Origin of the sequence: Primorskyibacter flagellatus (genome assembly GCF_048268605.1) — a bacterium.
In the GTDB taxonomy this organism is placed as follows: domain Bacteria; phylum Pseudomonadota; class Alphaproteobacteria; order Rhodobacterales; family Rhodobacteraceae; genus Primorskyibacter; species Primorskyibacter flagellatus.
In genome coordinates, this window is sequence record NZ_JBLWVF010000001.1 from 626,337 (window position 1) to 652,903 (window position 26,567).

25 protein-coding genes are annotated in these 26,567 nt (G+C 63.5%); 10 read left to right on the top strand and 15 right to left on the bottom strand.

Annotated elements, in window-relative coordinates:
- Positions 1-112: 112 nt before the first annotated feature.
- The 5 genes from ACN0WV_RS02980 to ACN0WV_RS03000 all read right to left on the bottom strand — a co-directional run bounded on the left by ACN0WV_RS02980 (position 113) and on the right by ACN0WV_RS03000 (position 5,831).
- On the bottom strand, positions 113-685 hold the full coding sequence (locus tag ACN0WV_RS02980) for a sarcosine oxidase subunit gamma (protein WP_084350041.1): 573 nt from the start codon (positions 683-685) through the stop codon (positions 113-115).
- Entirely contained in the window at positions 678-3,692 is a 3,015-nt protein-coding gene (locus ACN0WV_RS02985; RefSeq protein WP_417603711.1) for a sarcosine oxidase subunit alpha family protein, read from the bottom strand. Before ACN0WV_RS02985 ends, ACN0WV_RS02980 begins: the two co-directional genes overlap by 8 nt.
- A 70-nt stretch (positions 3,693-3,762) precedes the next feature.
- Positions 3,763-4,092 (bottom strand): sarcosine oxidase subunit delta, encoded by a 330-nt coding sequence (locus tag ACN0WV_RS02990; protein ID WP_417603713.1) that lies wholly within the window; start codon positions 4,090-4,092, stop codon positions 3,763-3,765.
- Positions 4,086-4,556: a hypothetical protein gene (locus ACN0WV_RS02995; RefSeq protein ID WP_417603715.1), complete on the bottom strand. Its 471-nt coding sequence runs from the start codon at positions 4,554-4,556 to the stop codon at positions 4,086-4,088. Before ACN0WV_RS02995 ends, ACN0WV_RS02990 begins: the two co-directional genes overlap by 7 nt.
- Before the next feature lie 30 nt (positions 4,557-4,586).
- Positions 4,587-5,831: a sarcosine oxidase subunit beta family protein gene (locus ACN0WV_RS03000; protein ID WP_417603717.1), complete on the bottom strand. Its 1,245-nt coding sequence runs from the start codon at positions 5,829-5,831 to the stop codon at positions 4,587-4,589.
- A 180-nt stretch (positions 5,832-6,011) separates the two neighbouring features.
- On the opposite strand from ACN0WV_RS03000, the gene ccmI reads away from it, so the two are divergent.
- From ccmI to ACN0WV_RS03020, 4 genes are read left to right on the top strand one after another with little or no spacing between them, the layout of a single operon-like run.
- Complete coding sequence (gene ccmI, locus ACN0WV_RS03005) at positions 6,012-7,247, top strand: c-type cytochrome biogenesis protein CcmI (protein WP_417603719.1); 1,236 nt, start codon at positions 6,012-6,014, stop codon at positions 7,245-7,247.
- Positions 7,244-7,366, top strand: a complete 123-nt coding sequence (locus ACN0WV_RS03010; RefSeq protein ID WP_417603721.1) for a hypothetical protein — start codon at positions 7,244-7,246, stop codon at positions 7,364-7,366. Before ccmI ends, ACN0WV_RS03010 begins: the two co-directional genes overlap by 4 nt.
- Positions 7,366-7,839 carry a Holliday junction resolvase RuvX gene (gene ruvX, locus ACN0WV_RS03015; protein ID WP_417603723.1) on the top strand — a complete coding sequence of 158 codons (474 nt, stop codon included), beginning with the start codon at positions 7,366-7,368 and terminating at the stop codon, positions 7,837-7,839. Before ACN0WV_RS03010 ends, ruvX begins: the two co-directional genes overlap by 1 nt.
- 11 nt (positions 7,840-7,850) lie before the next feature.
- The gene (locus ACN0WV_RS03020) at positions 7,851-8,108 is read left to right on the top strand and encodes a DUF1289 domain-containing protein (RefSeq protein ID WP_417603725.1); all 258 of its coding nucleotides are present in this window, start codon (positions 7,851-7,853) and stop codon (positions 8,106-8,108) included.
- Positions 8,109-8,235: 127 nt separating this feature from the next.
- Here the strand turns inward: ACN0WV_RS03020 and dusA are convergent, their stop codons facing one another.
- A complete protein-coding gene (gene dusA / locus ACN0WV_RS03025; protein ID WP_417603728.1) occupies positions 8,236-9,294 on the bottom strand; it encodes a tRNA dihydrouridine(20/20a) synthase DusA in 1,059 nt (352 codons plus the stop codon).
- Positions 9,295-9,402: 108 nt separating this feature from the next.
- Between dusA and ACN0WV_RS03030 the strand changes: the two genes are divergently transcribed.
- Positions 9,403-10,587, top strand: coding sequence for a tyrosine-type recombinase/integrase (locus tag ACN0WV_RS03030; RefSeq protein WP_417603731.1), 1,185 nt, complete (start codon positions 9,403-9,405; stop codon positions 10,585-10,587).
- Positions 10,588-10,621: 34 nt separating this feature from the next.
- Here the strand turns inward: ACN0WV_RS03030 and ACN0WV_RS03035 are convergent, their stop codons facing one another.
- Positions 10,622-11,656, bottom strand: a complete 1,035-nt coding sequence (locus ACN0WV_RS03035; RefSeq protein WP_417603734.1) for a hypothetical protein — start codon at positions 11,654-11,656, stop codon at positions 10,622-10,624.
- 414 nt (positions 11,657-12,070) lie between these two features.
- Here ACN0WV_RS03035 and ACN0WV_RS03040 point away from each other — a divergent pair, with 414 nt between their 5' ends.
- From ACN0WV_RS03040 to ACN0WV_RS03060, 5 genes are all read left to right on the top strand, one after another.
- Positions 12,071-12,337, top strand: a complete 267-nt coding sequence (locus tag ACN0WV_RS03040; RefSeq protein ID WP_417603736.1) for a hypothetical protein — start codon at positions 12,071-12,073, stop codon at positions 12,335-12,337.
- A gap of 105 nt (positions 12,338-12,442) precedes the next feature.
- Positions 12,443-15,301: an AAA family ATPase gene (locus ACN0WV_RS03045; RefSeq protein WP_417603738.1), complete on the top strand. Its 2,859-nt coding sequence runs from the start codon at positions 12,443-12,445 to the stop codon at positions 15,299-15,301.
- The gene (locus tag ACN0WV_RS03050) at positions 15,298-16,602 is read left to right on the top strand and encodes an McrC family protein (protein ID WP_417603740.1); all 1,305 of its coding nucleotides are present in this window, start codon (positions 15,298-15,300) and stop codon (positions 16,600-16,602) included. The genes ACN0WV_RS03045 and ACN0WV_RS03050 overlap by 4 nt, the downstream gene beginning before the upstream one ends.
- Positions 16,603-16,845: 243 nt before the next feature.
- Positions 16,846-17,214, top strand: coding sequence for a helix-turn-helix domain-containing protein (locus ACN0WV_RS03055; protein WP_299560049.1), 369 nt, complete (start codon positions 16,846-16,848; stop codon positions 17,212-17,214).
- Entirely contained in the window at positions 17,214-18,446 is a 1,233-nt protein-coding gene (locus ACN0WV_RS03060; protein WP_417603742.1) for a type II toxin-antitoxin system HipA family toxin, read from the top strand. Before ACN0WV_RS03055 ends, ACN0WV_RS03060 begins: the two co-directional genes overlap by 1 nt.
- 150 nt (positions 18,447-18,596) lie before the next feature.
- Here the strand turns inward: ACN0WV_RS03060 and ACN0WV_RS03065 are convergent, their stop codons facing one another.
- From ACN0WV_RS03065 to trbE, 8 genes are read right to left on the bottom strand one after another with little or no spacing between them, the layout of a single operon-like run.
- Positions 18,597-18,851 (bottom strand): DUF2274 domain-containing protein, encoded by a 255-nt coding sequence (locus ACN0WV_RS03065; protein ID WP_417603744.1) that lies wholly within the window; start codon positions 18,849-18,851, stop codon positions 18,597-18,599.
- A gap of 1 nt (position 18,852) precedes the next feature.
- Positions 18,853-19,989: a TraB/TrbI/VirB10 family type IV secretion system protein gene (locus ACN0WV_RS03070; RefSeq protein ID WP_417603746.1), complete on the bottom strand. Its 1,137-nt coding sequence runs from the start codon at positions 19,987-19,989 to the stop codon at positions 18,853-18,855.
- Positions 19,986-20,960, bottom strand: a complete 975-nt coding sequence (gene trbG, locus ACN0WV_RS03075) for a P-type conjugative transfer protein TrbG (protein WP_417603748.1) — start codon at positions 20,958-20,960, stop codon at positions 19,986-19,988. The genes ACN0WV_RS03070 and trbG overlap by 4 nt, the downstream gene beginning before the upstream one ends.
- Positions 20,957-21,646 (bottom strand): conjugal transfer protein TrbF, encoded by a 690-nt coding sequence (gene trbF / locus ACN0WV_RS03080; protein ID WP_417603750.1) that lies wholly within the window; start codon positions 21,644-21,646, stop codon positions 20,957-20,959. The genes trbG and trbF overlap by 4 nt, the downstream gene beginning before the upstream one ends.
- On the bottom strand, positions 21,643-22,995 hold the full coding sequence (gene trbL / locus ACN0WV_RS03085) for a P-type conjugative transfer protein TrbL (RefSeq protein WP_417603752.1): 1,353 nt from the start codon (positions 22,993-22,995) through the stop codon (positions 21,643-21,645). Before trbL ends, trbF begins: the two co-directional genes overlap by 4 nt.
- Before the next feature lie 3 nt (positions 22,996-22,998).
- The gene (trbK-alt, locus tag ACN0WV_RS03090) at positions 22,999-23,265 is read right to left on the bottom strand and encodes a putative entry exclusion protein TrbK-alt (protein WP_417603754.1); all 267 of its coding nucleotides are present in this window, start codon (positions 23,263-23,265) and stop codon (positions 22,999-23,001) included.
- 13 nt (positions 23,266-23,278) lie between these two features.
- Positions 23,279-24,067 (bottom strand): P-type conjugative transfer protein TrbJ, encoded by a 789-nt coding sequence (trbJ, locus tag ACN0WV_RS03095; RefSeq protein WP_417603756.1) that lies wholly within the window; start codon positions 24,065-24,067, stop codon positions 23,279-23,281.
- Complete coding sequence (trbE, locus tag ACN0WV_RS03100) at positions 24,064-26,559, bottom strand: conjugal transfer protein TrbE (RefSeq protein ID WP_417603758.1); 2,496 nt, start codon at positions 26,557-26,559, stop codon at positions 24,064-24,066. The genes trbJ and trbE overlap by 4 nt, the downstream gene beginning before the upstream one ends.
- Between the last annotated feature and the right edge of the window lie 8 nt (positions 26,560-26,567).

The following is a 26,567-nucleotide window of genomic DNA, read 5'->3' on the forward strand; positions in this document are numbered from 1 at the left end:
CATTCCGTTCAGTAAGGTCAACCCTTGGTGGGGCTTTCGGGTTCCATCCGATCCACGCCAAATCTTTAAAAAGGGACCGGGGCGCGCTGACTTACAGCGTTTGTCATATCTGTCAGTCGCCGTGAAGCCCAACCTCACTGCCGGTTGCTGCGGCGGTAGACAGCAAATCCATCATATAGGGGGCGACGGACCGGAAGCAGATCACCTCTGCGCGCGTGTCGGATCGCAACCAGAAGGCTGCCGCGACCTGTGCCAGCCGCGTGCGACGCAGCATACCGGGCCGAAACACGTCAGGCGACATGTCAACAGGCGCAAGCTTTGCCAGCACTTCGCGCAGGCCTGTGCCTTCCAGCGTGAACAAGGTGCGCGCGTCCGACACGTTCAGCGCAAGATGATGGGTGCCAGCCAAAGCGCTGTCCAACCGGGCGAGCGCACGGTCAGCCTCGGGGTATGGACACAGCAGCATTACCTCGTCCGGGGACATCCACAACAGGCCCTGGCGACCTTCCCAAAGCGCCTTGCGCTGTCCAGGCATCGGGACACCGGCAGCGTCGGACACGGCCCGCGTGAAGATGTCGGAATCGAAATCGCCCCGGATCTGGACCATGCCTTGCAGGCCCGCCTCTTCGACGGTGACAAATCCTTCATAGCGCGCGCGGCGCAATGCGCTGATCGGTTCAGACATTCTGCTTCTCCCCTTCAGGATCGTAGAACACCGGATCGACGATCCGGGCAGGCACGGTGAAGCCTTCGACATGGGTGAAATCGATCACCTCATCCATCCGCTCAGGCCCGTTCAGCACCAGCCCCATGGCGATGCCGCGGCCCAGCGTCGGTGAGAAATAGGTCGAGGTGACGCGGCCCTGCGTATTGCGCTGGTCATTGGCATTGGTGCCCCCTGCCACCGCATAAGCGCCCTCGGGCAGGACCGATCCATCCTCCGTCATCAAGCCCACCAGCTTCCAGCGCGCGGGATCGGTCATATGCGATCGGGCCTGCGCGCGCTTGCCCAGATAATCGTCCTTCTTCTTAGAGATGGCCCAGTTCAGCCCCAGATCCTGCGGGATTACCGTGCCGTCAGTCTCATCCCCGATCATGATGAACCCTTTTTCGGCGCGCAGAACATGCAGCGCTTCGGTGCCATAAGGTGTGATGTTCCATTCAGCGCCTTTGGCATAAAGCAGATCCCAAAGCGCGCGGCCATATCCGGCCGGCGTGGCGATCTCATAGGACAACTCGCCCGAAAAGCTGATCCGGAAGATCCGCACCGGGAAGCCACCAAGTGTGCCATCAGCCCAGGCCATGAAGGGCAGCGCCTCTTTCGAGACAGTCATGCCGCCGAGTTTCTCCAGCAGTTTCCGGGCATTGGGGCCGACCACGGCGATTTGGGCGTATTGTTCGGTCACGTTGGCGGTGTAGACCTGCCAGTCCCACCATTCAGTTTGCAGCCATTCTTCCATCTGGGCATGGATATGATCCGCGCCGCCCGTGGTGGTGTGGCACAGGAACGTGTCCTCATCCAGCCGCGCCACCACACCATCGTCGATCAGAAAGCCGTTTTCGCTGCACATCAGCCCGTAGCGGCATTTGCCGGGTTTCAGTGTCGACATCATATTGGTGTAGAGCATGTCGAGGAAACGCCCCGCATCCGGCCCCTTCACGATGATCTTTCCCAGCGTGGATGCGTCAAGCAAACCAAGGCTTTGGCGGACGGCGTTGACCTCCCGGATGACGGCCTGCGCATGATCTTCCTCGCCGCGCGGGTAGCAATAGGGGCGCCGCCAGTGGCCGACAGGTTCCCAATGCACGTCATGCCTTTCGTGCCACGCGTGGATCGGGGTCTGGCGGACAGGTTGAAACAGCGCGCCGCGTGCCTCGCCTGCAATGACGCCCATCGAGATCGGCGTATAAGGCGGGCGGAAGGTGGTGGTGCCAACCTGTGGAATGGCCTCACCCAATGCATTGGACAACGTCGCGAGGCCGTTGATGTTACTGAGTTTTCCCTGATCCGTTGCCATGCCCAACGTGGTGTAACGCTTGGTATGCTCAACACTTTCATAGCCTTCGCGCGCCGCCAGTTGCACATCCGAGACTTTGACGTCGTTCTGGTAATCCAGCCACGCCTTCATCCGCAGATCATAGCGCGCGCCCTGCGGCATCAGCCAGACAGGCTCCAGCGGTTTTTCCGGCACGTCTTCGGCATCCGGCGCGGATGTTTGTCCGGAAAAGCCGGCATTGTTTGCAGCGACAGCCCCTGTTTGTGCGGCGTCTTTCAACAGCGGGGCAAGCGCCATATGACCATCTGCGGCACCGGCGACGCTGACGAAGGACTTGCCGTCAGCCCCGGTCGGACCAGCATCTGCGCGCGGACGGAAGAAAGCCCCTGCCTCGTCCCAGTCCAGTTTGCCGCCGCAATGCGACCACAGGTGAACGACCGGGGACCAACCGCCGGACATGGCAACCGCGTCGCACTCGATCTCGTCCAGAATGGCACCCTCGCCCTGCTGGTTGCAGATTGCCACACCCGTCACGCGCTTGCCGCCCAGCACCTTGGCGATGGCGCGCCCCTGCTCGACGCGGATGCCAAGCGTCTGTGCCTCGGCCATCAGCGCGCCGCCGCCATACTTGCGCGCATCGATGATGGCGGGCACGTCCAGCCCGGCCTTTTTCAGGGCAATCGCAGTGCGATAGGCGTCATCGTTATTCGTGACGACCACGGTCCGGTCGCCGATGCTGACCCCCCAGTTGACCAGGAAATCGCGCACCGCCGATGCGAGCATCACACCCGGAATATCGTTGCCCGCGAACGAGATCGGGCGTTCGATGGCGCCCGTTGCGGTGACGATCTGCGCAGCACGGATGCGCCACAGACGATGGCGCGGACCGTCCAACTCGGGCGCATGATCGGTCAGCCGTTCGTAACCTAGCGCATAGCCATGATCGTAGACCCCTGCCCCCATGGTCCGGTTGCGCAGGGTGACATTCGGCATGGCGCGCAGCTCGTCCAGCACCGAATTGACCCATGCATCGGGCGTCTGGCCGTCAATCATGCCGCCATCGACCGGGGCGCGACCGCCCCAATGGGCGGTTTGTTCCAGCAGAAGGACCTTGGCACCGGTCTGACCCGCCGCCTTGGCCGCCATCAGGCCCGCGACACCGCCGCCGACCACCAGCACATCGGTGTAGTGGTAGAAATGCTCATAGCTGTCGGCGTCGCGCGCCTCGGCATCCGGTGCTTTGCCCAGACCGGCGGATTGGCGGATGAACGGTTCGTATACATGTTTCCAGAAGGCACGCGGATACATGAACATCTTGTAGTAGAAACCGGCGGGCAGCACCCGCGCCAGATGCGTGTTGATCGCGCCGATATCCATTTCAAGACTGGGCCAGTGGTTCTGACTGGTCGCTGTCAGCCCGTCGAAAAGCTCTGTCGTGGTGGCACGCTGATTGGGCTCAAACCGGTCGCCCTTGCCCAGATTGACCAGCGCGTTGGGTTCTTCCGCGCCAGAGGCCACGGGACCGCGCGGGCGGTGGTATTTGAACGACCGGCCCATCAGCAACTGATCATTGGCCAGAAGTGCCGAGGCCAGCGTATCCCCGGCATAGCCCGTCAGGCTCTTGCCGTTGAAGGTGAACTTGACGCGGTAGGTGCGGTCGGTCAGGCGTCCGCCGGTGGGAAGGCGTGTGCTCATGTCTCTGGCCCTGTCTTTGGTGGCGATGTCGGAGCGCTCCGCGCGGGAGTATTTTTGCCAAGAAGAAGCATCAGGAGAGATCTCTCCATGACCAGCCGGGTCGTTTGGCAGTGATCGCATCGAGGATGCCTTGCGGCGGCTCGGTCGTCTGCGCGGGGTATGTGCCGAACACCTCCATCGTCATGGTGCAGCGGGCGGCGTGGAACCACTTTCCGCAGCCGTGGGAGTGCCGCCAGCGTTCAAAATGCACCCCCTTGGGGTTTTCGCGGGTGAAGAGGTAGGACTCAAAACTGTCATCCGAGGAGTCCGGCCCGTACCGCGTCAGATGCGCCTCGCCGCCGGCATGGAGTTCGGTTTCCTCGGCGGTGACGCCGCAAGAGGGGCAGTGAAGGGTCAGCATTGCGCACATCCTAGTTTGAATGGAAGATCGCCAAATCCCCATACCATGGTTCCTATCGACAAGAGCGCCGCTTCAACGAGCCAAAATACCGCTTCCTCGGTGCTCATTTCGGAGCGGGCCGTCGAATAGCTGTTTTGGGCATGCGTTTGCGCCATGGCTTTTGCCTCCTCGGTTGAAAGTTCGGGCTTCTTCCTTCGGATTTTCATTTCGCCGAACCCGTTCACCAAAGCCTCGGAAAGCGCGATCCAACTCATTTGATTTCGATATATGATGCGCCATCTGAAAATCTGGACGATTGCAAGTAGGACGACCACGCTACCCGAGCGGGCAAACCAATCTTCGGCAGGACTAATCAGCGACGCGATCAATCCCACCAACAGGATAACGAGCATCAAAACGAGAGATTCCGCTGAAATCCGCGTGAGCTTTCGTGTAAACAGCCTGTCGCGTGCGCCTTTATCCATTTTTCGCCATTCCTACGATAGACATACCGGTCAATGCGCCACCCCTGCCGCCACCGACTCGTCAATGAAACGGCCTTCGCGGAAGCGGTTGAGGCCGAAGGCGTCCGTCAGCGGCGAGCGGCCGCGTGCCATCAGCTCTGCCATGGCCCAGCCGGATCCGGGGATCGCCTTGAAGCCGCCCGTGCCCCAGCCGCAATTGATGAAGCAGCCGCCAAGGGGCGTTTTCGACAGGATCGGCGAGCGGTCGCCGGTGATATCCACGATGCCGCCCCATTGGCGCAGCATTTTCAGGCGGGAGATCATCGGGAAGGTCTCGATCAGGGCGCGAACGGTTTCCTCGATATGGTGGAAGCTGCCGCGCTGGGTGTAGCTGTTGAACCCGTCGGTGCCGCCGCCGATGACCATCTCGCCCTTGTCGGACTGGCTGAGATAGCCGTGCACGGTGTTGGCCATGACGACCACATCCATGCAGGGTTTGATGGGTTCGCTGACCAGCGCCTGTAGGGCCACGCTTTCAATGGGCAGGCGGAAGCCCGCCATATCCGCCAGGGCGCCCGAATGGCCCGCGACGACGAGCCCGAGCTTGTCACAGGCAATGTCGCCTTGGGTGGTGGACACGCCCGTGACGCGCCCGTCTTCTGACTTAACGCCCGTGACCTCGCATTTCTGGATGATGTCCATGCCCATATCCGAACAAGCCCGCGCATAGCCCCAAGCCACCGCATCGTGGCGCGCCGTGCCAGCCCGTGCCTGCCAGAGCGCGCCAAGCACCGGGTAGCGCGGCCCGTCGATATTTATGATCGGCACCAGTTGCTTGACGCGGGCGGGCGATATGAACTCGGTCACAACGCCTTGCAGGGCATTGGCGTGTGCGGTGCGTTTGAAGCCGCGAACCTCGTGCTCGGTCTGGGCGAGCATCATCACGCCACGAGGCGAGAACATGACGTTGTAATTGAGGTCCTGGCTCATCGTCTCGTAGAGGCTGCGGGATTTTTCGTAGATCGCGGCAGAGGGATCTTGCAGGTAGTTCGACCGGATGATCGTGGTGTTGCGCCCGGTATTGCCGCCGCCCAGCCAGCCTTTTTCCAGTACCGCGACATTGGTGATGCCGAAATTCTTGCCAAGGTAATACGCGGTGGCAAGGCCATGCCCGCCTGCCCCCACGATCACCACATCGTAGCGCTTCTTCGGTGTGGCACGCCGCCAGGCGCGGTCCCAGCCTGTGTGGTCACGCAGGGCTTCTTTGGCGATGGCAAAGGCGGAATAGCGTTTCATGGGCGTCGAATCCGGCAATCTGTTCAAGTGTCCTGACTGAACCTTGGCCCGAACCGCCCCATGATCGCAACCGTCACGATCATGTGCAGTTGCGACATCGGCGCACCCCCGCGCGGTTTTGCCCTTTTGTGATGGCGCGCGGCGCTATACATGACCTGCATGATTGGCGCAGGAGCAAGCATGACGGTTTTCTGGTTCCTTACCGTGGCGTTGACCTGCGGCGTGGCCGCGCTTTTGACGCTGGCACTTGTGCGAGGACGCCGCGACACCGGCCCCGCCGAAGCGTTCGACCTGAAAGTCTATCGCGACCAGTTGGCCGAGATTGACAGGGACGCCGCCCGCGGCGTGATCGCGCCGGAAGATGCCGAACGGCTGCGCACCGAGGTGTCGCGGCGCATTCTGGCGGCGGACAGTCGCGTTCAGGAAGGGAAGGATGTTTCGCAGGTGCGCCGGGGCGGCATGGTTTTCCCGGCTGTTCTGACACTGGCGTTGCTTGGTGGCGGGATCGGGCTGTATTGGCAGTTGGGTGCGCCCGGTTACGGTGATCTTGGTCTTGAGCGCCGCAAGGAGATGGCCCGCGACGCCCGCGAAAGCCGCCCCTCGCAGGCAGAGGCGGAAGCAGAAATCGCCCGCGCCGGACCCGCCCCGCTGCTGGAAGAGCCGCCTGCTGAATATCTCGCACTGGTCAAGCGGTTGCGCGGTGCGGTGCAAGAGCGGCCCGATGATCTGCAAGGGCAGACGCTTTTGGCCGGTAGCGAGGCGGCGCTGGGCAACTATGTGGCTGCGTCCGAAGCACAGGCGCAGGTGGTTTCTCTGAGGGGCGAGGGTGCCACGGCGCGCGATTATGCAGACCTTGCCGATATGCGTATCCTTGCAGCAGGCGGCTATGTCTCGCCGGAAGCCGAGGACGCATTGAATGCCGCCCTGTCGCGCGATCCGGCCAATGGCGTCGCGCGCTACTATTACGGTTTGATGATGGCCCAGACCGGACGCCCGGATGCCGCCTTCCGTCTTTGGCAGGACCTGTTGCGTGACAGCACTGCGACCGATCCCTGGATCGTGCCGCTGCGCGCCCAGATCGAGGATATGGCGATGCGCGCGGGCGTTGACTATCAGCTGCCACCGCTTGTGGATGCGCCCGGCCCCAGCGCAGCCGATATAGACGCCGCGGGCGAGATGTCAGAGGCCGACCGGCAGGAAATGATCCGCGGCATGGTCGCGCGCCTGTCCAACCGGCTTGCCACAGAAGGCGGCCCGCCCGAGGACTGGGCGCGCCTGATCGGCGCGCACAGTGTGTTGGGCGATACCGCCCAGGCCCGCGCCATCCTGCAAAATGCCGAAGAGGTGTTCGTCGGCAACGCGGCGGCCCTGGAAACGATCCGGGCCGCCGCCCGCAGCGCGGGTATGCTGCCATGATCCGGCAATGCCCCGCCCTGCCCGACGTTGCGTTCAAGCGCGCCTATCTGCGTCTTGGCGTGGCGGCCATCCTCCCGCGCTGCGCGATGCGCGCGCAACAACCGCGCAAGGTGTCTTGATGATCTACGAAGAAACCAGCGATTTTGTCGCCGCCCTGCCCCGGCCCTGTCCGTTGATCGGCCTTGATTTCGGCACAAAGACCATCGGTGTTGCCGTCTCGGACGGGCTGATGTCCGTGGCCACACCGCTGGAGACGATCCGCCGCAAGAAATTTACCCTGGACGCCGCGCGCATTCAGGAAATCATCGCGCATCGCAACATCGGCGGGCTTGTGCTTGGCCTGCCGCGCAACATGGACGGCTCCGAAGGGCCGCGGTGCCAGTCGACACGCGCATTCGCGCGCAATCTGTCGCGACTTTGGGACGGACCGATTGCGTTTTGGGACGAGCGTCTATCCACCGTCGCCGCCGAAAGAGCGCTGTTGGAGGCGGATACGTCACGAAAACGTCGCGCCGAGGTCATAGATCATGTCGCGGCTTCATATATCCTGCAAGGGCTGCTTGACCGGGTTCGGCATCTCGCGGCGCAGTGAAAGGGCATGTTGTGAAAGACGATATCTGGAAGCGCGATGAGATCGCATCGCCCTGCGTTAATCTTTGCGTCGTTCACCCCGAGGTGCGCCTTTGCACGGGCTGCCTGCGCAGTATCGACGAAATCACCCGCTGGTCGAAAATGCCGGCGGAAGAACGGCAGCAGATCATGGACACCCTGCCCGCCCGCCGGTCCAAGCTGACCAAGCGCAGGGGCGGCCGTGCCGGACGGCTCGCGCGCAATGCCACCCCCCCATCACTGGCAGACTGAGGCGCTTTTCCTCTGGTGGCGCGCGGGGTCAGGTACCGCCGCGCAAACCGGAGACGACAATGCGACAAAGCAGCGTTGCGGCCGGACGCGCCGATCAGCCCGACTGATGTTCGAAAACACGGCGCGTTCACATAATCAAGGTTGTTCCTGCGCTGCCGCGCGTTTCGGATCCGCGATCACCCGCCTGTGCATCAAGCACCGCGCACAGTGCCTGTTCGATCAGCTCTGGCCCCGCCCCCAGCAGATGCGCCTGTTCCGACAGCACCCTTCGCCAGATGCGCGCTCCGGGACGTCCCGAAAACAGTCCCAGCATGTGGCGTGTGACCTGCGCCAGCTTCCCGCCCGACGCGATATGATCAGCTGCATAGGGCATCATCTGGCGCGCCACCCCGACCGGATCGGTGTCTGTTCCACTCCCAAATATCCGCCGATCAGCTTGCGTCAGGATCTCGGCCGGGGAATGATACGCGCTCCGTCCGATCATCACCCCGTCAAAGCCCTGCTCAAGGAACGCCTCGGCCTCATCCAGCGATCCGATGCCGCCATTCACCGACAGATGCAGCGCCGGAAACAGCCCCTTCATGCGCAACGGCAGCGCATAATCCAGCGGCGGCACGTCACGGTTCTGCTTCGGGCTGAGCCCCTGCAACCACGCCTTGCGCGCATGAATGGCAAAGCGCTGCACACCGGCCGCCGAAACGCGCGCCAGAAACTCCGGCAACACGGCTTCGGGATCCTGATCGTCCACGCCGATCCTGCATTTTACCGTCACTTCAACCGGGCTGGCCTCAATCATCGCGGCACAGCATTCCGCAACAAGGCCGGGATCTTTCATCAGCACCGCGCCGAACGTGCCTGATTGCACGCGGTCCGACGGGCAGCCGACATTGAGGTTGATCTCATCATAGCCCGCAGCCGCACCCAACCGGGCTGCCTCTGCCAACTCCACCGGGTCCGAGCCTCCCAGCTGCAACGCCACCGGATGCTCTTCAGCGTTAAAGGCAAGCAAATGCGTCGCCCCACCGCGAACCAACGCCGGAGCGGTAACCATCTCGGTGTAAAGCAGCGTGTCGCGGCTAAGCTTCCGATGCAGATAACGACAGTGACGGTCGGTCCAGTCCATCATCGGCGCGACCGCCAAAAGGGGCATATTGAAATTGTTGGTTTTTTTATATTTATCAGCCATTTATCGCTCAATCCTCAAGCCCGTTCCTGTCTTATTTGTTGTAAATCGCGCCCATTTCGGGTATGAATTACAACAAATGTTGTAACTTGGGCCAAATGTTGTAACCCCATGGGTACCATCATCAAGCGAAAGCGCAAAGACGGCACTGCCTCCTGGCTCGCCCAGATCGCCGTTCGGCGGGCTGGAAAAACCGTCTGGCGCGAAAACCGGACCTTCGAGCTGCGCTCGACCGCCGCGGCCTGGATCGAGAAGCGCGAGAAGGACCTCGCCAAGCCCGGCGCCCTCGACAACCTGCCCATCGGCGAGACCCGCCGCCGCGAAGTGACCCTCGGCGACGCCATCGACAAATATGTGGAAGACAGCGCGAAGGCAATCGGTCGGACCAAGGCGCAGGTGCTGAAAAGCATCAAGGAGTTCGACATCGCGAACAAGCTCTGTGCCCAGATCGACAGCGCCGACATCGTGGCCTTCGCCAAGGAGAAGCTGAATACCGGTGTCTCGCCGCAGACCGTGGCGAACTACCTTTCCCATCTCAGCGCGGTCTTCACATTGGCCGGCCCGGCCTGGAACTATCCGCTGGACGAGCGCGCGATGCGCAACGCGATGATCGTCGCTAAGAGGCTGGGCCTGACCCAGAAGAGCCGCCACCGCGACCGGCGGCCGACACTGGACGAGCTCGAGCAGTTGATGGCGCATTTCCTCGATCGCTCGATCCGCCGCCCCTCCTCTGTCCCGATGCATCGCGTCATCGCCTTTGCGATCTTCTCGACGCGGCGGCAGGAAGAGATCACCCGGATCAAATGGGCGGACCTCGACAAGGAGGGCAAACGGATCCTTGTGCGCGACATGAAGAACCCCGGCGAGAAGATTGGCAACGACGTCTGGTGCGACCTGCCCGATCCGGCGCTGGCGATCATCGAGGCGATGCCGAAACACGTGAGCCAGATTTTCCCCTACTCTACCGATGCGATCAGCGCGGCCTTTACACGGGCAACGCAGTTTCTGGGGATCGAGGATCTGCGCTTCCACGACCTGAGGCACGAAGGCGTCTCGCGTTTGTTCGAGATCGGCTACAACGTTCCACACGCGGCTGCTGTTTCCGGCCACCGATCATGGACGTCGCTCAAGCGCTACACCCACCTGCGCCAAACCGGCGACAAGTTCGCTGATTGGAGCTGGAATGCGGAAGTCACCACGCGGGATCCGAGGCAGCGCAAAAGAAACCCCACGCGGCCGGGTTCTACAGCCAAACTTCGAATAAAACGGGTTCGACACCCCGGAGATGACATATGAGCATCGTCCCTCAAATTTCTGTAATAAAATACAATTATTCGTCCGGATACTGCCGTCTATAGCGCTCATTCGGCGCGACCCACTGCTCCAGGAATTCCAGCGGATCGAGCGTTCCCACCATGGTCCACGCCAGATCAAGCCGAGAGGACAAGGCCTGGCGCCTATCGGTCTCGACGCCGGCAAGACGCTCCTCCGCCTCGCGAAAGAAGCTTTCAATCGACATGGCGGCGGACCATTTCTGGATCACTTCGGAAAGTTGTTCGCGGCTTTGGGCAAGGGCCTTGTCCGCGTTGCGTCGATCCTGTTCGCGCTTCCAGCGTTCCTGCTGTTCCTCCCATTCGCGTTGCTTGCGGATGGCCGCCGCCTCGGCTTCTGCAGTCTTGGACTTGAGGTCCGGCACGACGGCTTCCAGCTCCTTCACGATCCTCGGGAACATGGACGACAAGTTTCGCTTTGGCGTCTCTTGCCAGATCGCTGACCACTGCACGTCCCGTCGCGGTGCATACGCCACAAGCCGGAAGCGCCCGGACGGAACATCGTTCTCGGTCGTCCAGGAGTGGACCAGCTGGTGTGGTCTGGCGGCCTTCACGATCGCACTGTCGTCCCGCACATACTTGCCCTTAAAGTATCGGAGCGTGACCCGTTCGGACATTTCGACGAGCGCAAGACCGATGGGAACCTCGCCGATATAGGCGACGGTCGGGCGGTGCGGTGCCCAAATCCGTCCGCAGGAATAGCGCCCGTATTTCCGATCCTTCTCCGGAACCTCCCGCTCTTCGATCTGCCCCCGAAACAATGGTTGATCAGGCGGTGCGAAGGTCACGCGATACCCTTTCCGCTCGAACGCATCGTAGAGCCCATTCGCGAGGTCCAATGCGCGTAGCAGCTGCGCCTCGGACATCACGATGTCCGGCAGAAAGAGCTTGTAGGGTCGAAGAAACTCGTAGTCGTCAATCTTGCGCGTCTTGCGATAATGCGGCTCGACGCCGCGAAGGATCGGATGCCGGGCATCCTTGCGTTGCCTGCCACGACTAGGCGACGACAGCGAAGATCTGGCGGCTGGCGTCACGGGACGCGCGAGCGGCATATCCGCCGACCAGACAAGCTGATCGCCTGGCTTTGCTGGCGGGAGTGGAGGTCGTGGAGCGGCCTTTCCGACCGCCTTCTTCTGCCAATAGCCAGCGGGAGGCCGAGGCACAGCCAGAGACGTACAGACCCGGGCGAGATAGGAACCAGATACACCATACTCGGCCGCCAGGTGGCTGATGGGTGTCGACCAGACCTTTTGGTAAAGTTCTTCTCTCGTGACTTGTCTGGAGCGGGACACAGTGGTGGTGGTGTCGTCGGGCAACTCTTTATTCTCGTAAATTCGGCCCAATGGGACATTTGCTAATCAGCCCCATACGGTGCCGCCAACTCAGGTTACATCTGTCTGAAATACCGTCTATAATTCCGATATCCGAAGCTCAAGACGCGAAACATAATGATCACGATCGCAGACAAAATCATGAAGCGCATCCGCGCACGGGGTCGTGGAAAATGGGTGTGCGCTGCCCGAGACTTCCCTGATCTTGGCGGCCGGGCTGCGGTCGATCAGGCACTCTCGTGCCGTGCCAAGGCCGCAGACATGCGCCGTGCCTTGCCGAATGGCATCAAGAGCGACCTTGCCCGCAACAGTGCAAGCTTACCTGGCTTGGCCGTTCCCTTGGCCCGTAGCCTTATGGATCGCGGAGAGTTGGCAAGGTCATGACTGGGGGCTTCGAACGTTTTTTTCAGCCCCTGAATGTTGGGAATTTTGCCGACCAGCACATCCCCGTAGGATGCTGCACACAGATAAATAGTGAAGGGCCCTAATTTGAAGGATGAGAACGAATTCAAGGCGTGGCTGGAACAAGGGGGCGCACAAACCGAAGCGGGGCGAAACTCGCGGACCTATGCCGTTCGAACGATAGAGCGAAATCTCGCTGCACTTGGCATGCCCTATGAAAACCTAGAGGAAGCTTGGAAGGCCGATCAATTTTCGGGGCTCAGAGACCGTCTCAAAGCCATGCGTGACGATGCTCGTTCAGGGGGTGAAGACTATCGAATCCTGATGCCCGATTCAGAGAAGCCGCACAATCGGCTGTCGAATTGGAGCAGCTGGTTGGCGCAATACAGTCGGTTCATAGCGGGGGAGCCGCCGGGCGCAGCGAAGGATGCAGATCGCATTCGCCAGCACGTGCTGGAACAGTATATCGAACCGGCCCGTGAAGAAGGTGTATCCCATGTCGACGTGCTCGTTCGTGACGTCAACACGGCGCTCAATCTGAATGAAGGCTGGCCAAACATTTGTCAGGCTTTGGCGGGCAAGATTTTTCAGGACCTCGCACAGGTCAGCGCTCCGGAACGGATCGGGGCTGACCAAAGCTCGGCCACGGTGTTTCGTTTCAACTTGGAAACGACAAGCGTGAACCTTAGCGCACTTGAGAAGCTGCGAAGACGGTTCCTGGACCTGTGCCCAGATTTCGAAACCTTCGAAAACCCCGGCGAGGGTTGGGCGAAAGGTGAGAAGGCTTACAAACTGGCGGCAATCGAGCGGGTTCAAGAAGCGATTGCCACGGATACCCAAGATGAAACACTCGGGAAATCAGTGTTTGAGATCTTGAAGACCGCAGCGAAGGATGGGCCGTTCGTTCGCTGGCAAACGGAAGACGCCATCACAAAGAACGCTCCCGACACATCGGCGGATTTTTATGCCACGATAGGGAGGCTGCTTCGCACTGATGAACCAGCCGCCACCGCCCTCAACAAAGCATACGACAGTTTCGTTGACCTACGAGAGCGTGGGGCAACATCGCTGACATACGGTGAGCGCTTGAACATCGTGTTCTCATCCTTGGCGATGGTGCGTCCGACCGAAGCGGCACCGCTAAAGATCACCCGCATCAATGAAGCGTGGGAAGAGCTAACCGGCGAGAAACTCTTCGTGGAGTCGACTGCCAATATGCGTGTCGACTATGGGCGCTTCGCAAGTGTCTTCGCGGAGCTCTTTACTATCATGCGGGATAAGTGGGCATGGCGACCGCAAGACTGGCTCGACATTCAAGGGTTTCTTTGGATCGCGCTAGACAAGACCACTCAAAAACCATTTTCGAATGACCCTGACGTTGCTGGCGGTCAAATGACCGAAGGAGCCCGAAACATGCTTCCCGAAAATCTGATCCTGTTCGGCCCGCCTGGCACCGGAAAGACCTACCGTACGGCGGCCGAAGCCGTAGGGCTATGTGGGGAGGAAGTGCCGGAGGACCGCGACGTTCTCATGGCCGTCTACCAGGGCCTGCTGGCCGCGGGACGGATCGAATTCGTCACCTTCCACCAATCCATGGCCTATGAAGAGTTCGTCGAGGGCCGACAGCCGATGACCGGCGCGGATGATAGCGAGGACACATCCTCGGCCGGTTTCCGACTGGAGACGGTGCCCGGTATTTTCAGGCGCATCGCGAAACGTGCGGAGACCAGCCGTGGACATGTATCCGACGAGGAGATGGTACGTGTTGAAGGCCGCCAGGTCTTCAAGATGTCGATCGGCGAGGCGAACAACCCTGAGGACGCGCATCTCTTCGAGGAGGCGATCAAGGGCGGCTACGCCCTCCTTGGCTTCGAGGACATCGACTGGTCAGACGACAAGTTTGCGAACCGCGAAGCCATCATCGAAGCCTGCAAGGCGCAGGGCCACCACAACGCCAATGTGGATGCGCGGTCGGGTATGGTGCAGATGCCGTTCATTTTCCGGAACTGGGTCCGAGACGGTGACATCGTCATCGTCTCGAAAGGCAATGGCCTGCTTCGAGCCATAGGGGTGTTTAGCGGCGGCTATGAATTTGCCCCCCGCCCCGAAGGCGGGTATGCCCATCGCCGTGCTGTCCGCTGGCTCTGGATAGACCGTGAAGGGGTTCCGGTCGGCGAAATCTACTCCCGGAAATTCTCACAAAAGTCGATTTACGCGCTCTATGATGCCGAGCTCAACGTGCCGGCCCTGGAACGCTACATGAACAGCCAGCAGAACGAGGGGCCATCCGAACCCGAACCTTTCGTTCTGATCATCGACGAGATCAACCGCGCCAATATCTCCAAGGTGTTCGGCGAGTTGATCACTCTCTTGGAGCCGGACAAACGGCTCGGCCAACCGAACCAGCTGAAGGTGCGCCTTCCGTACTCCGGGGACGAGTTCGGTGTTCCGTCGAACCTGCATATTGTCGGGACGATGAACACGGCAGACCGCTCCATCGCCCTGCTCGATACGGCGCTGAGGCGGCGGTTCACATTCCGCGAAATCATGCCCAATCCGACAATTCTGACGGATGCTGCGGCCCGCACGGGGATCGATCTGCCGACCCTTCTGACGATCATCAATGAACGGATCGAGTACCTCTATGACCGTGACCACCAGATCGGTCATGCCTATTTCACCGGCTGCGACACCCGAGCGGATGTGGACGAGGTCATGCGGCACAAGGTGATCCCGCTGCTCGCCGAGTATTTCTTCGAAGACTGGGGCAAGATCGCCGCGGTGCTGGGCGATCTGGATACGCATGACGGGCCGATAGAGGGCGGCTTTCTGAATAGGTCCGTCCTGAAGGCACCGCCGGGGCTCGACAATGGCGAAGCGATGCCGCGCTTCCGGTGGGACGTGCGCGAAGACAGCTTCAATTACGCGCGGCTGCTCGGTTCATGATCCGCCGCACGCTCCGCGAATGGCAGCGCATCGGCTACGGGGATGACGACACGACCATCCCGCCCACCGAGGCTGATCGGATTGCCGCCGTTGCGGCGCGCTCGAGCTTCGCGGGTCGTGGCGGCGAAGGCGTGCTCGAACACGGCCGCAAAGGGTTGCGGGCGCGCGGCGTGGTCGGCGTGATTGCCGCCCCGGGCTGTCAGCTGGAGATCCTCCCGAAGATCGAGGGCCTGGGAGAACACGAGACCACAAACGAAGCCCTTCGCCGCCGCCTGATCCATATGCTGGCGGTTGTTCACGATCTGCGGATCGATGCAGGATCGTTGGCCCAGCTCGGATGGCAGAAGGACACCATTCTGGAGTTGTTGATCCGGCTGTTTTGTGCGCGCCTCATGGAAGCGGTGCGCATGGGACTGCCGCGCCGGTATGTGGATCACGCAGACGACCTCCCTGCCCTGCGCGGCAGGCTCGATGTCACCCGGCAGTTTTCACGCCATGCGGTGGCGCCGCAAAAGCTGGCCTGTCGCTATGATGACTTATCCTCTGACATTGCGCTCAACCAGGTGATGCGCGCCGCCGTGACCCGTTTGCAACGTGTGGCTCAGGCCCCCGACAATCAGCGTATCCTGCGCGAGTTGGGCTTCGCCTATGCGGACGTGACCGAGGTTCCTATCCCTGCGCTGCGATGGGAGCAAATCATACTGGATCGGACGAATCAGCGGTGGCGTGAGCTTCTTTCCTTCGCGCGGCTCCTGCTTGGGGATCGGCATCAGCAGACCAGTGCCGGGGCTACAGATGGTCATGCTCTCTTGTTCGAGATGAATGCCTTGTTCGAGCAATACGTTGCCAGACTGGTCACCCGTGCTCTGGCCGGAAGCGAATACCGTGTCGCAGCGCAGGGCGGGCACCGTGACTGCCTGTTCGAAGCGGGTGCGGGGCGGTTTCGGACCAAGCCGGACCTCATCATCCGGCAGGGGGATCGAACCGTCCTCGTCATCGACACGAAATGGAAACGGATGGCGCCGCACATCGACGACCCGAAGCAGGGTGTCAGTCAGGCCGATGTGTATCAATTGATGGCCTATAGCCAGCTCTACCGCTGCCCGGAGGTCATGCTGCTCTATCCGCACCACGGTGATTTGCCACCCGAGCCGATTTGTACCCGCTACGCAATCGCCAACGACGGCGCCGAAGAGACCCTCCAGGTTGCAACCCTGGATGTCACCGGCCCTGCACATACGCATATCGAAGCCTTGAAGCATCTGTTGGCGCGGACCTTGCCTGCCGCGGTCCCAGCCTGAGCGCTTGTCAGGCAAGATACGCGCGCGGCAGGGACGTCTGGTGCGACCTGCCCGACCCACCGCCGGAGATCACCAGGGCCACCAGACCTTTCATGTTAAATCGGACAGAAGTCCGTTTTGCGCATATTACGCCGGATTATATTCCGCCTTGTGGTGCATTTTGTTGACTTCCCATGTAAAGCGACCTAACACGGACAAAAGTACGGATACAGCAACACAAGGCGGAGTTTTCTCCGGTCAAAAATGTCATCATACCAGGTTCAGACCGCCCTGAAACGACTTGGCCATGACATCCGTGTGGCCAGGAAGAAGCGGCGCATGTCCGTCGCAGATTTCTGTGAGCGCCTGGGTGTGACCGACAAGACGCTTGCCAAACTCGAAATGGGCGATGGCGGTGTGCGGCTCGAGACAATGGCCATGGCACTCATGGTCCTTGGCGAGCTCCACCGACTCGGCGAAATTCTGGATCCGGCGAAAGACGATACCGGTCTGGTCCTCGATCAAGCCCGCCTGCCAGAGCGGATCGTCAATCGCCGCAGACCGTCCTCCGGCAGATCGGACACCACGCAAGAGAGGTCGGATGAGATCGATGACGAAGGGAGCGCTTTCTGATGGCCGTGGCGCGTGTCGCTCTCGGGGAAGGGCTGGTTCCGGTCGGCCGTCTGATCTTCGAGACGGATGGGCGGCGCGCGCATTCCACTTTCCTCTATGATCAGGACTGGATCGATAACCCGCGCGGCTTCGACCTCTGCCTGCAAATGCCGCGGGTGAACACGCCCTATCACGCCAGCACCGGCGGGCGCGACAGCCGGAAGCGTGATGTTATCGCCGGGCCCTTTGCGGATACGTCCCCGGACAGCTGGGGCCGCAAATTGATGCGTCGGGTTCTGGGCGAGGCAGCAACCGAGTTCGACTTCCTGACGGCATGCGACGATACCGCCCGCCAGGGCGCGCTGCGCCTGTTACAGGAAAACGGTGAGCCATTCCCGCGGATCGGAAGAGCCGTCCCGCGCCTTGCTGATATCGAGGACCTGCTCAAGATCGCGCAAAGGTTCGAACGAGACCCGGCAGGCGCGGAGCAGGATGCGCTGGATCTCGTAGGTGCCGCCGGTACGCCGGGCGGGGCGCGACCGAAAGCCAACGTGAGGGATGGGGAGCGGCTCTGGCTCGCCAAGTTCACCTCCATCAACGACACTTGGCCAGTGGAACGTCTCGAGGTGGCAACGATGAAGCTCGCCGGGCGTCTTGGTCTGCGTACACCGGAATGCAGGCTCGAGTTGCCCGGCAGCGCGCACCCTATCGGGCTCTTCCGCCGCTTTGATCGCCGAGGTGGCGGTCGGGTCCCCTATATCTCCGCGCGCACCGCCTTGGGCAAGCTTGGACATGCGAGCGGCTTCTACACGGATATTGCCGATACCATTCGCACCATTTCCGCCCGGCCCGGCGATGATCTGCGGGAAATCTGGCGCCGCATGGTGTTCGGGATCCTTGTCACCAACACGGATGACCACCTGAAGAACCACGGTTTCATCTATGCGGGTCAGAACCTGTGGCGTCTTTCACCGCTCTTCGATGTCAATCCGCAGCCCCGGCGGCATGCCCAGATGGAAACCGGGATCAGCCCGATCCATGGGCATGAGCCGGACATTGCTGCCGCAATCGACGCGGCTGAGTTTTTCGATATCAGTGCGCCGGAAGCCCGAGCCCTGGCCCGAGATATGGCACAAGTTGTCGGCAACACTTGGCGGGACGAATTGCGCCACCAGGGGCTTGCTGGCGCGGGGTTGAATGCCTGCGCTCCAGCCTTCGAACATGAACGGATGGATGCGGCACTCGGGCTGTAGCCCCTAGAATTTCTTGAGTCCCCTCGGATACATGGGCATCAAGACCGCTTGGAGGATGTGCCCGCCTTTTAATTGCAAGAGGACAACCCAAGAGGGCCATAAGCGCTTAACACTGCAAAATCGCTCTTTCTCTAATTGCGGCCGAAGCAATCAAGGAGGGTGTTCTTTGGCTCGGTTTCGGTCCTGACCTCCCCCGCGCCGCGCCTTCGCAAATCCGCGATCCGTTGCGATGAAGCGCTCGAGCATGGGAACCACCAGCTTCTTCGGTTCGATTGGTCCCTGCCCTGCTTCGCGCCCGAGGATTTCCCCATAGGCGATCAGGTCGCGATGGAGATCAGCTGGCAGTTCCACGGTCAGCTTCACCGGCTTGTCGTCCGGGATCGGTCCGAGTTTCAGCTTGGTCATGTCAGCCTCCGAACGGCGCGAAGACGAGATCGCGCGTCACGATCACGCGGACGGGGAAACCCGGGCGAATGTTGAGGGTCGGCGGGACCTCCAGCTGACGTTGAACGATGCGCTGACCGGCCTCGTTGATCGTGTCGAGGGCCCCGTCGCGGAGCGCGCGGGCAAGGCGGTCTTCCTCGTCGAGGGAAAGCTCCGCCCCGACGGCCAGCAAGGTGGAAAGTCCCGCGGCGTGCAGGATGCTGGCCCAGTGATTGTCGACGCGGTCCTCGAGACCGGCATAGCCCGCGGCATCTGCGCCGGGCTGCCGTTCGAGGACAAGAGAGCGCCCATCGGGGAAGATCAGCCGGGTCCAGACCAGGAGCACGCGACGCTGGCCGATGGTGACGCTGTCGTCATATGCGCCGATCAGTCGGGTTCCTTGCGGGATCAGGAGCAGGCTTCCCGTGGGGCTGTCATAGACGTTCTGGGTGACCTGCGCGGTGATCTGGCCCGGCAGATCGGAGCGAATGCCGGTGATCAGCGCGGCCGGGATGACGGAGCCGGCCTGCAGGAGATATGGCGAGGCCGGAGGTTGAACGCGGTCGGGTGCGACCGTTCGGCGGTCGGTCGGCGCGGTCAGGAAGGCCTGACGTGGATCGGTTTCTGGGGTCGTGGCCAAACCGCTCCCCGGTGCCGCAGGCGGCATCTGGAACCCGGTGGACGCGGGCGCCCCGGGGCGCGTCTGGAAGAAGAGATCGCTGACGCGGGCGGCCTCCAGTTCCGCAAGCCGCTGCTGATCCGCCGGGTCCATCGTCGGGGGCGCGAGGCTTGGAGCCGCGATGGGCTGGCCGCGTTGCTGCGCGTCGAGGATACCGCCGCCGAGATCGCCCGGCAGGGGCGGCCCGAGCCGCGGGATTGCGTCATAGCTGCCGGGCAGATCGCGGAGGCCATCGGCGGGCTGGCGGCGGTCGGTGGTGATCAGCTCTTCCGGGGCCGCAGTCCGGTCCGGACGTTGCAGCCCGTAGATCAGCGCGGCGCCGATGCCGAGCCCCGCAATGACGCCAAGGCCGACAATCACCTTTCGAGAAATCCGCGTCACCCGAGGGGAATCGGCGCGCAGGCGCATGGCGGCGGCGGTGTCTGTCGATGTCTCGCTCATGTCCCCTGCCCCGCGTTCTGCCGCCCCACTGACGCCTCGGTATGCGGCTCGATCCGCAGGATCCGCACCACCTCCTGCCGGGGACCGCGTCCGAGGCGCAGCTCGGCTGCGCCGAAGAGCCGGTCGACGATGAGAACGTTGCCGTGGATGCGGGAGTTCACGATCTCCAGCTCCCCATCAGAGCCCAGCACGAAGAGCGGTGGCATCTCGCCCTGAGCGATGCCGCGCGGGAAGACCACATAGACCCGGCGCCCGTCATCGAAGACCGAGACCGGCCGCCAGGGCGGGCTGTCACCCTGCAGCCCGTAGCGGTGATTGCGGGCGTTTGCGGGCGGGATTCGGGGTGTGGTCGGAGCGGCGCGCGGTGTCTCGGGCGCGCGCGGATAGGCCCAGGAGATGGCCGGCATCCAGGTCTCTTCGCTGGCGTTGAGCTCGATCAGATAGGTGCGCCGGTCGGTCGAGATCACGAGGTTGGTGCGGATATCGGGCCGGGTGGGTTTCACGAGGACGAGGACGCGGGTGTCGCGCCCCGCGCCGCTCTCGGTGTCGCCGATGATCCAGCGCGCCGTGTCGCCCGCCGCGATCGGGCCGGTGCCCGCGAGGCGTTCGCCGGGTTCTAGCGCGATGGTCGTGATCTGACCCGGGGCGGCATAGACCTGATAGAGCGCACCTTCTGACCAGGGGTAGATCTGGATCGCGTTGAAATACCCGGCCTGGCGCGGCTCGACACGCGCGGCCGCATTCGCATTGCCAACCTGGGCGATGGGTGTGGCGGCGGCCTCTCCGCCCCGGCTCGGGGTCCAGGCGGGCGGGACATGGAGCGGGCGCGGTCGGTCATCGGGAGCCGTGGCGGGCGGCGATGGCAAGGGCGGCACCGCGTCGTCATAGGCAAATGCGGGCGGGCGGTCACTGGCGCAGCCTGCCAGAAGCGTGGTTGCCAGAAGAACGGTGGGCAGGATCGGTCGGGTCATTGGCTCATCTCCCGCGACCAGTTGATCGCGTTCACGTAAATTCCGAGGGGGTTTGCCCGCAGGCGCTCCGCCGTGCGCGGCGGGTCGATCACGATCGTCAGGATCGCGGTCCAGCGTTCGGTGCGGGCGAGCTGACCGTTCTCGTAGTGCCGCTCGGACCAGGCCACCCGGAAGCTTTCCGGCGAGGCGCGGATCACGCTCGAGACCTCGACCGAGACCTGGTCCTCGCCCACCCGCGTGAAGGGATCGTTGGCACGGGCATGATCGTTCAGCGCCAGCGCGCCACGGTCGGTGGTGAACTCATAGGCGCGGAGCCAGTTCTGCCGGACGACGATGGGATCGGCGGGCAGGCCCCGGACCTCCTCGATGAAGCGGGCGAGATGCCAGGCGATCTGCGGATCGCTCGGTCGATACCCGGCGCTGGCCGCCTCGACGGCGCGCGCCTCGCCGTGGCGATCGATCTCGACGACGTAGGGCATCACAGTGCCACGCGCCGATTGCCAGACAAGGGCCGCCGCGAAGCCGCCCACGAGGATCAGGCAGCCGAAGGCCATGAGGCGCCAGTTCTTCGCCTGCACGCGGGCCGCGCCGATGCGCTCATCCCAGACCTGGGCGGCCTTCTGGTAAGGGGTGTCGGGTTCCGGGGTCTTGCCGTAATGCGCGGCGGCGCGTTTGAAGAGGCTCATGGGCGGTCGCTTTCGGATAGGGAAACGGAGGCGCCGGAGCCGGGGCTGTCCCCGGCGCGCAGCGCATGGGTGGCGGCGGAAACGCCGTGACTCATCGCCTGATTGCGGCGCATGGAGCGCGCCCAGGCGGGCGGGCCGCCTACAGGTCCGGCGGCAGCTAGATTGGCAGCACCGGCAATCGCGCCTGAGGATGAGGTGCTGCCCGTGGCGGCGAACCCGGCACGCGCGCCTTCGGCATGGCTTGTCCGCAGGCTTTCCGTGGCTGACGCCGCGGCCTTGCCTAGAGGGGAGACTGCGGCAGAGCCTGCAGAGCGCGCGACACCTCCCAAACCGGAGGTAACACCGGCGGCGCCGGTCCGGCCCATCGCCCCGAGGCTGTAGGCGGTCGAGGCGGCTCCCGTTGCCGAGGCTGCGCCGCGCGTGGCGGCGGCCCCACCCGAGGCGAGCGCCCCGGCCCCGCGGGCGCCGAGCAGGGCCCCGCCGCCCGCCGCGACGGTAGCGCCGCCCACGGCAAGCCCGGTGCCGACGGCGGCGCCTGCGCCCAGTTGCGGGCCACCGGAGACCAGGCCGGTGGCGATTCCCGGGCCGAAGATGCCGAGACCGAGGAGCGAGAGCGCGGCCAGCACGATCGCCATGGCCTCGTCGATGGTGGGGGTCACGCCCCCGAACCCGGCGGTGAACTGGCCGAAGAGCGTCGAGCCGATCCCGATGATCACCGCGAGAACCAGCACCTTGATGCCCGAGGAAACGACATTGCCCAGCACCCGCTCGGCCATGAAGGCGGTCTTGCCGAAAAGGCCGAAGGGGATCAGCACGAAGCCCGCGAGCGTCGTCAGCTTGAACTCGATCAGCGTCACGAAAAGCTGCACGGCGAGCAGGAAGAAGGCCAAGAGCACCAGCGCCCAGGCAAAGAGCAGGCAGGCGATCTGGATGAAGTTCTCGAAGAAGGCGACGAAGCCCATGAGATCGGCGGTGGAGTCCAAAAGGGGTCGCCCGGCATCGAGGCCGGTCTGCGCCACCCGGCCGGGACGCAGAAGATCGGCGGGCGAGAAGCCGGTGCCGGAGGCCAGCAGCCCCAGCCCCGCGAAACTGTCGAAGACGATGGCGGCGAGGCTGTTCCAGTTCGAGATGAGCCAGGCGAAGACGCCCACGAAAAGGGTCTTTTTCACGAGGCGGGCAATGATGTCGTCATCCGCACCCCAGGCCCAGAAGAGGGCCGCCAGCGTCACGTCGATCACGATCAGCGTGCTGGCGATGAAGGCGACCTCGCCGCCCAGAAGCCCGAAACCGCTGTCGATATAGGAGGTGAAGACCCCGAGGAAGGTGTCGATGACGCCGGTGCCGCCCATGGCTCACTCGCCTCCGGCCCGGTCGCGCCCGAGAAAGCGGTCGCGGGTTTCGGCCCAGACGGCGAGGCAGTCGGGATCGGAGACCGCGGCCTCGCCTAGTTCCTGGCAGCGCCGTTGTTCTGCCCGGAGCGGATCGACCTCCGGCGCGACCAGCGGTGCCGGACGCGCCGCCTGCCCCGCTTCGTCCCGGCCCATCTCCACCAGTGCCGCGGTGATCGCGATGGCGACGAAGACGATGGCGGCGATGCGGGCGAGGACCGATCCCTCCATGGGTCTGCTCCCCTCAGTTGTTGAACATTTGGGCGTTGCCGGGCTGATAGCCCGCGCCCGGCGTGAGGAACCGCTCGCGCTGGACCCGGCCCTGTTCGGCCGCGGCGGACCGCTCGGCCTCGACCAGCGCCGAAGCGCGGCCATTGGCGGCGACGACGGCGATCAGATCGGCGATCTGCTGGGATTGCAGCGCCAGGAGCTGGTTGCCCGCCTGGGTCGCCTGCAGGGCGCCGACGGCGGATTGGCTTTCGCCGACAAGGGCGGAGAGCTCGGCGCGCTGGCCGTCGAGATTGCCGACGACGCCGGCCTGGACGCGGAGCGCGTCCTGCAGCCCGCCGACGGTGTTTTCCCAGCGGGACCGGGCATCGGCCAGAAGCTGCGCCTCGGGTGCCGCCATCGGGATATTGGCATAGTCCTGCTGGAAGACCTGGTCGATCTGGGCGACATCGAAGGCGATGTTCTGCGCCTGGGACAGGAGCTGCCGGGTCCGGTCGACATTCTGCTGCAGCGCCTGCAGCGAGGAATGCGGCAGGCTCGCGAGGTTGCGGGCCTGGTTCATCAGCATCTGCGCCTCGTTCTGCAGCTGGGTGATCTGGTTGTTGATCTGCTCCAGCGCCCGGGCGGCGGAGAGGATGTTCTCGGCGTGATTGCGCGGGTCGTAGACGATGCGCCCGCCCCCGCCGAAGAGGAAGGCCTGGGCGGGCGTCGCGAAGATCGGCGAAAGGCCGATGGGGGCTGCGAGCGTCAGGGCGAGCGCAGAGGCGCTGGCGAGACGGGACAGGCGATGGGGGACTTGGGTCATGGGATGGTCTCCTTTGCGGGTTCGGGGGCTTGTGGGATCAGTGCGTCCGAGGCGTCGGGCTCCGACGCGAGATTGGTGAGGTCCGGGATCAGCTCGGCGGCCCACCCGACACCTCGGGCGTCCAGCCAGGCCGCGAGAAACCCGTCCCGCCCGTGTTCCGCGAAGATGTCGGAAATCCGCGTCTGGTCGGATTTGGACGAGGCGGCGCAGAACGCGAGACCCACCTCGGAGAGGCCCAGCTCGAAAAGCCGGTTGCCGCGCCGCGACTGGCAATAGTAGTCCCGCTTCGGGGTGGCGCGGGCGAGGATCTCAATCTGCCGGTCGTTGAGGCCGAAACGGCGGTAGATCGCGGTGATCTGGGGCTCGATGGCCCGTTCGTTGGGGAGGAGCAGCCGGGTCGGGCAGCTTTCGATGATGGCGGGCGCGATGGGGGAGGCGTCGATATCGGAGAGCGACTGGGTCGCGAAGATGACCGAGGCGTTTTTCTTCCTCAGCGTCTTCAGCCATTCGCGGAGCTGGCCCGCAAAGCCCTCGTCATCAAGCGCGAGCCAACCCTCGTCGATGATCAGGAGCGTTGGTCGCCCGTCGAGCCGGTCGCCGATCCGGTGGAAGAGATAGGAGAGGACCGCGGGCGCCGCGGCGGTGCCGACCAGCCCCTCGATCTCGAAGGCCTGCACCGAGGCGGCACCAAGCTCTTCGGTCTCGGCATCGAGCAGCCGCCCATGGGCGCCGCCGAGGCAATAGGGCCGCAGGGCCTGTTTCAGGTCGGAAGATTGCAGCAGGACCGCAAGACCGGTGATCGTGCGTTCGCCGACCGGGGCTGAGGCCAGCGAGGTCAGGGCGGACCAGAGATGCTCCTTCACCTCCGGCGTGATCGCGATGCCTTCGCGGGCGAGGATCGCCCCGATCCAGCCCGCGGCCCAGCTGCGTTCGGCGGGATCGTCGATGCGGGCCAGCGGCTGGAGGAAAACCGTCGCCTCCGCGCCTTCGGTCAGCTCGCCGCCCAGATCATGCCAATCGCCGCCCATGGCGAGCGTGGCGGCACGGATCGAGCCCCCGAAATCAAAGGCGAAAACCTGTGCGCCCGGGTAGCGGCGGAATTGCAGCGCCATGAGCGCGAGCAGCACGGATTTGCCCGCCCCGGTGGGACCCACGACCAGCGTATGGCCGACATCGCCCACATGGAGCGACAGCCGGAAGGGCGTCGCGCCCTCGGTCTTGCCGTAGAGCAGCGGCGGTCCGTCGAAATGTGTATCCCGCTCCTCCCCTGCCCAGACGGCGGAGAGTGGGATCATATGGGCGAGGTTGAGGGTGGAGATCGGCGGCTGGCGGACATTGGCGTAAGCCTGCCCCGGCAGCGAGCCGAGCCAGGCATCGACGGCATTGATCGTCTCGACCATGGCGGTGAAGTCCCGCCCCTGCACCACCTTCTCGACCAGGCGCAGTTTCTCGTCGGCGCGGCGCGGGTCTTCGTCCCAGACGATGAGGGTCGCCGTGACATAGGCCTCGCCTGCGATATCGGCACCGAGCTCCTGCAGGGCCATATCGGCATCGGCGGCCTTGTTGGCGGCGTCCGTGTCGACCAACGCCGATTGCTCGTTGGTCATGACCTCTTTCAGGATCGCGGCGATGGATTTGCGCTTGGCGAACCATTGACGGCGGATGCGGGCGACCATCCGCGCCGCCTCCCCCTTGTCCATCAGGATCGCGCGCGTCGCCCAGCGATAGGGAAAGGCCAGCCGGTTGAGATCGTCGAGGATCCCGGGCGTGGTGGCGGTCGGAAAGCCCGAGAGGGTGAGAACGCGCAAATGGGCGTCCCCCAGCCGAGGTTCGAGCCCGCCGGTCAGCGGCTGATCGGCCAGAAGCGCGTCGAGATAGGCCGGGGTATCCGGCACGCGGACGCGGTGGGCTTGAGTCGAGATGGTGGAATGCAGATAGGTCAGCGTCTCGCTGTCACTCATCCAGCGGCATTCGGGCATGATGCCGTCGAAGAGCGCCAGCACCCGGTCGGTCCGGTCGATGAAGCCACGCAGCACCTCGCCCGCATCCACGCCGGTCTTGTCGCGGCCTTCGTAGAGCCAGGTCTCGGCCCGCGCGGCCTCCTCGGCGGGCGGCAGGTAGAGGAAGGTCAGGAGATACTCCGACTGGAAATGCGCCCCCTGCTCGGCGAACCCTGCGCGACGCTCGGCATCGAGCAGCGCCGAGGCCGGATCGGGAAAGCGGCTGTCGGGATAATCGGCCGCCGCCACGCGCTGCGCCTCCACGAAGATCGCCCAGCCGGAGCCGAGACGGCGAAAGGCGTTGTTGATGCGTCCCGCCACGGCCACGAGTTCGGCGGCGACCGCGCTGTCGAGATCGGGGCCGCGGAACCGGGCCGAGCGCTGCAGGCTGCCATCCTTGTTCAGCACCACGCCGGGTGCGACCAGCGCCGCCCAAGGCAGGTAATCCGCCAGCCGCGTTCCTTTCCGGCGATATTCCGCGAGGTTCATCATGGCGCTGC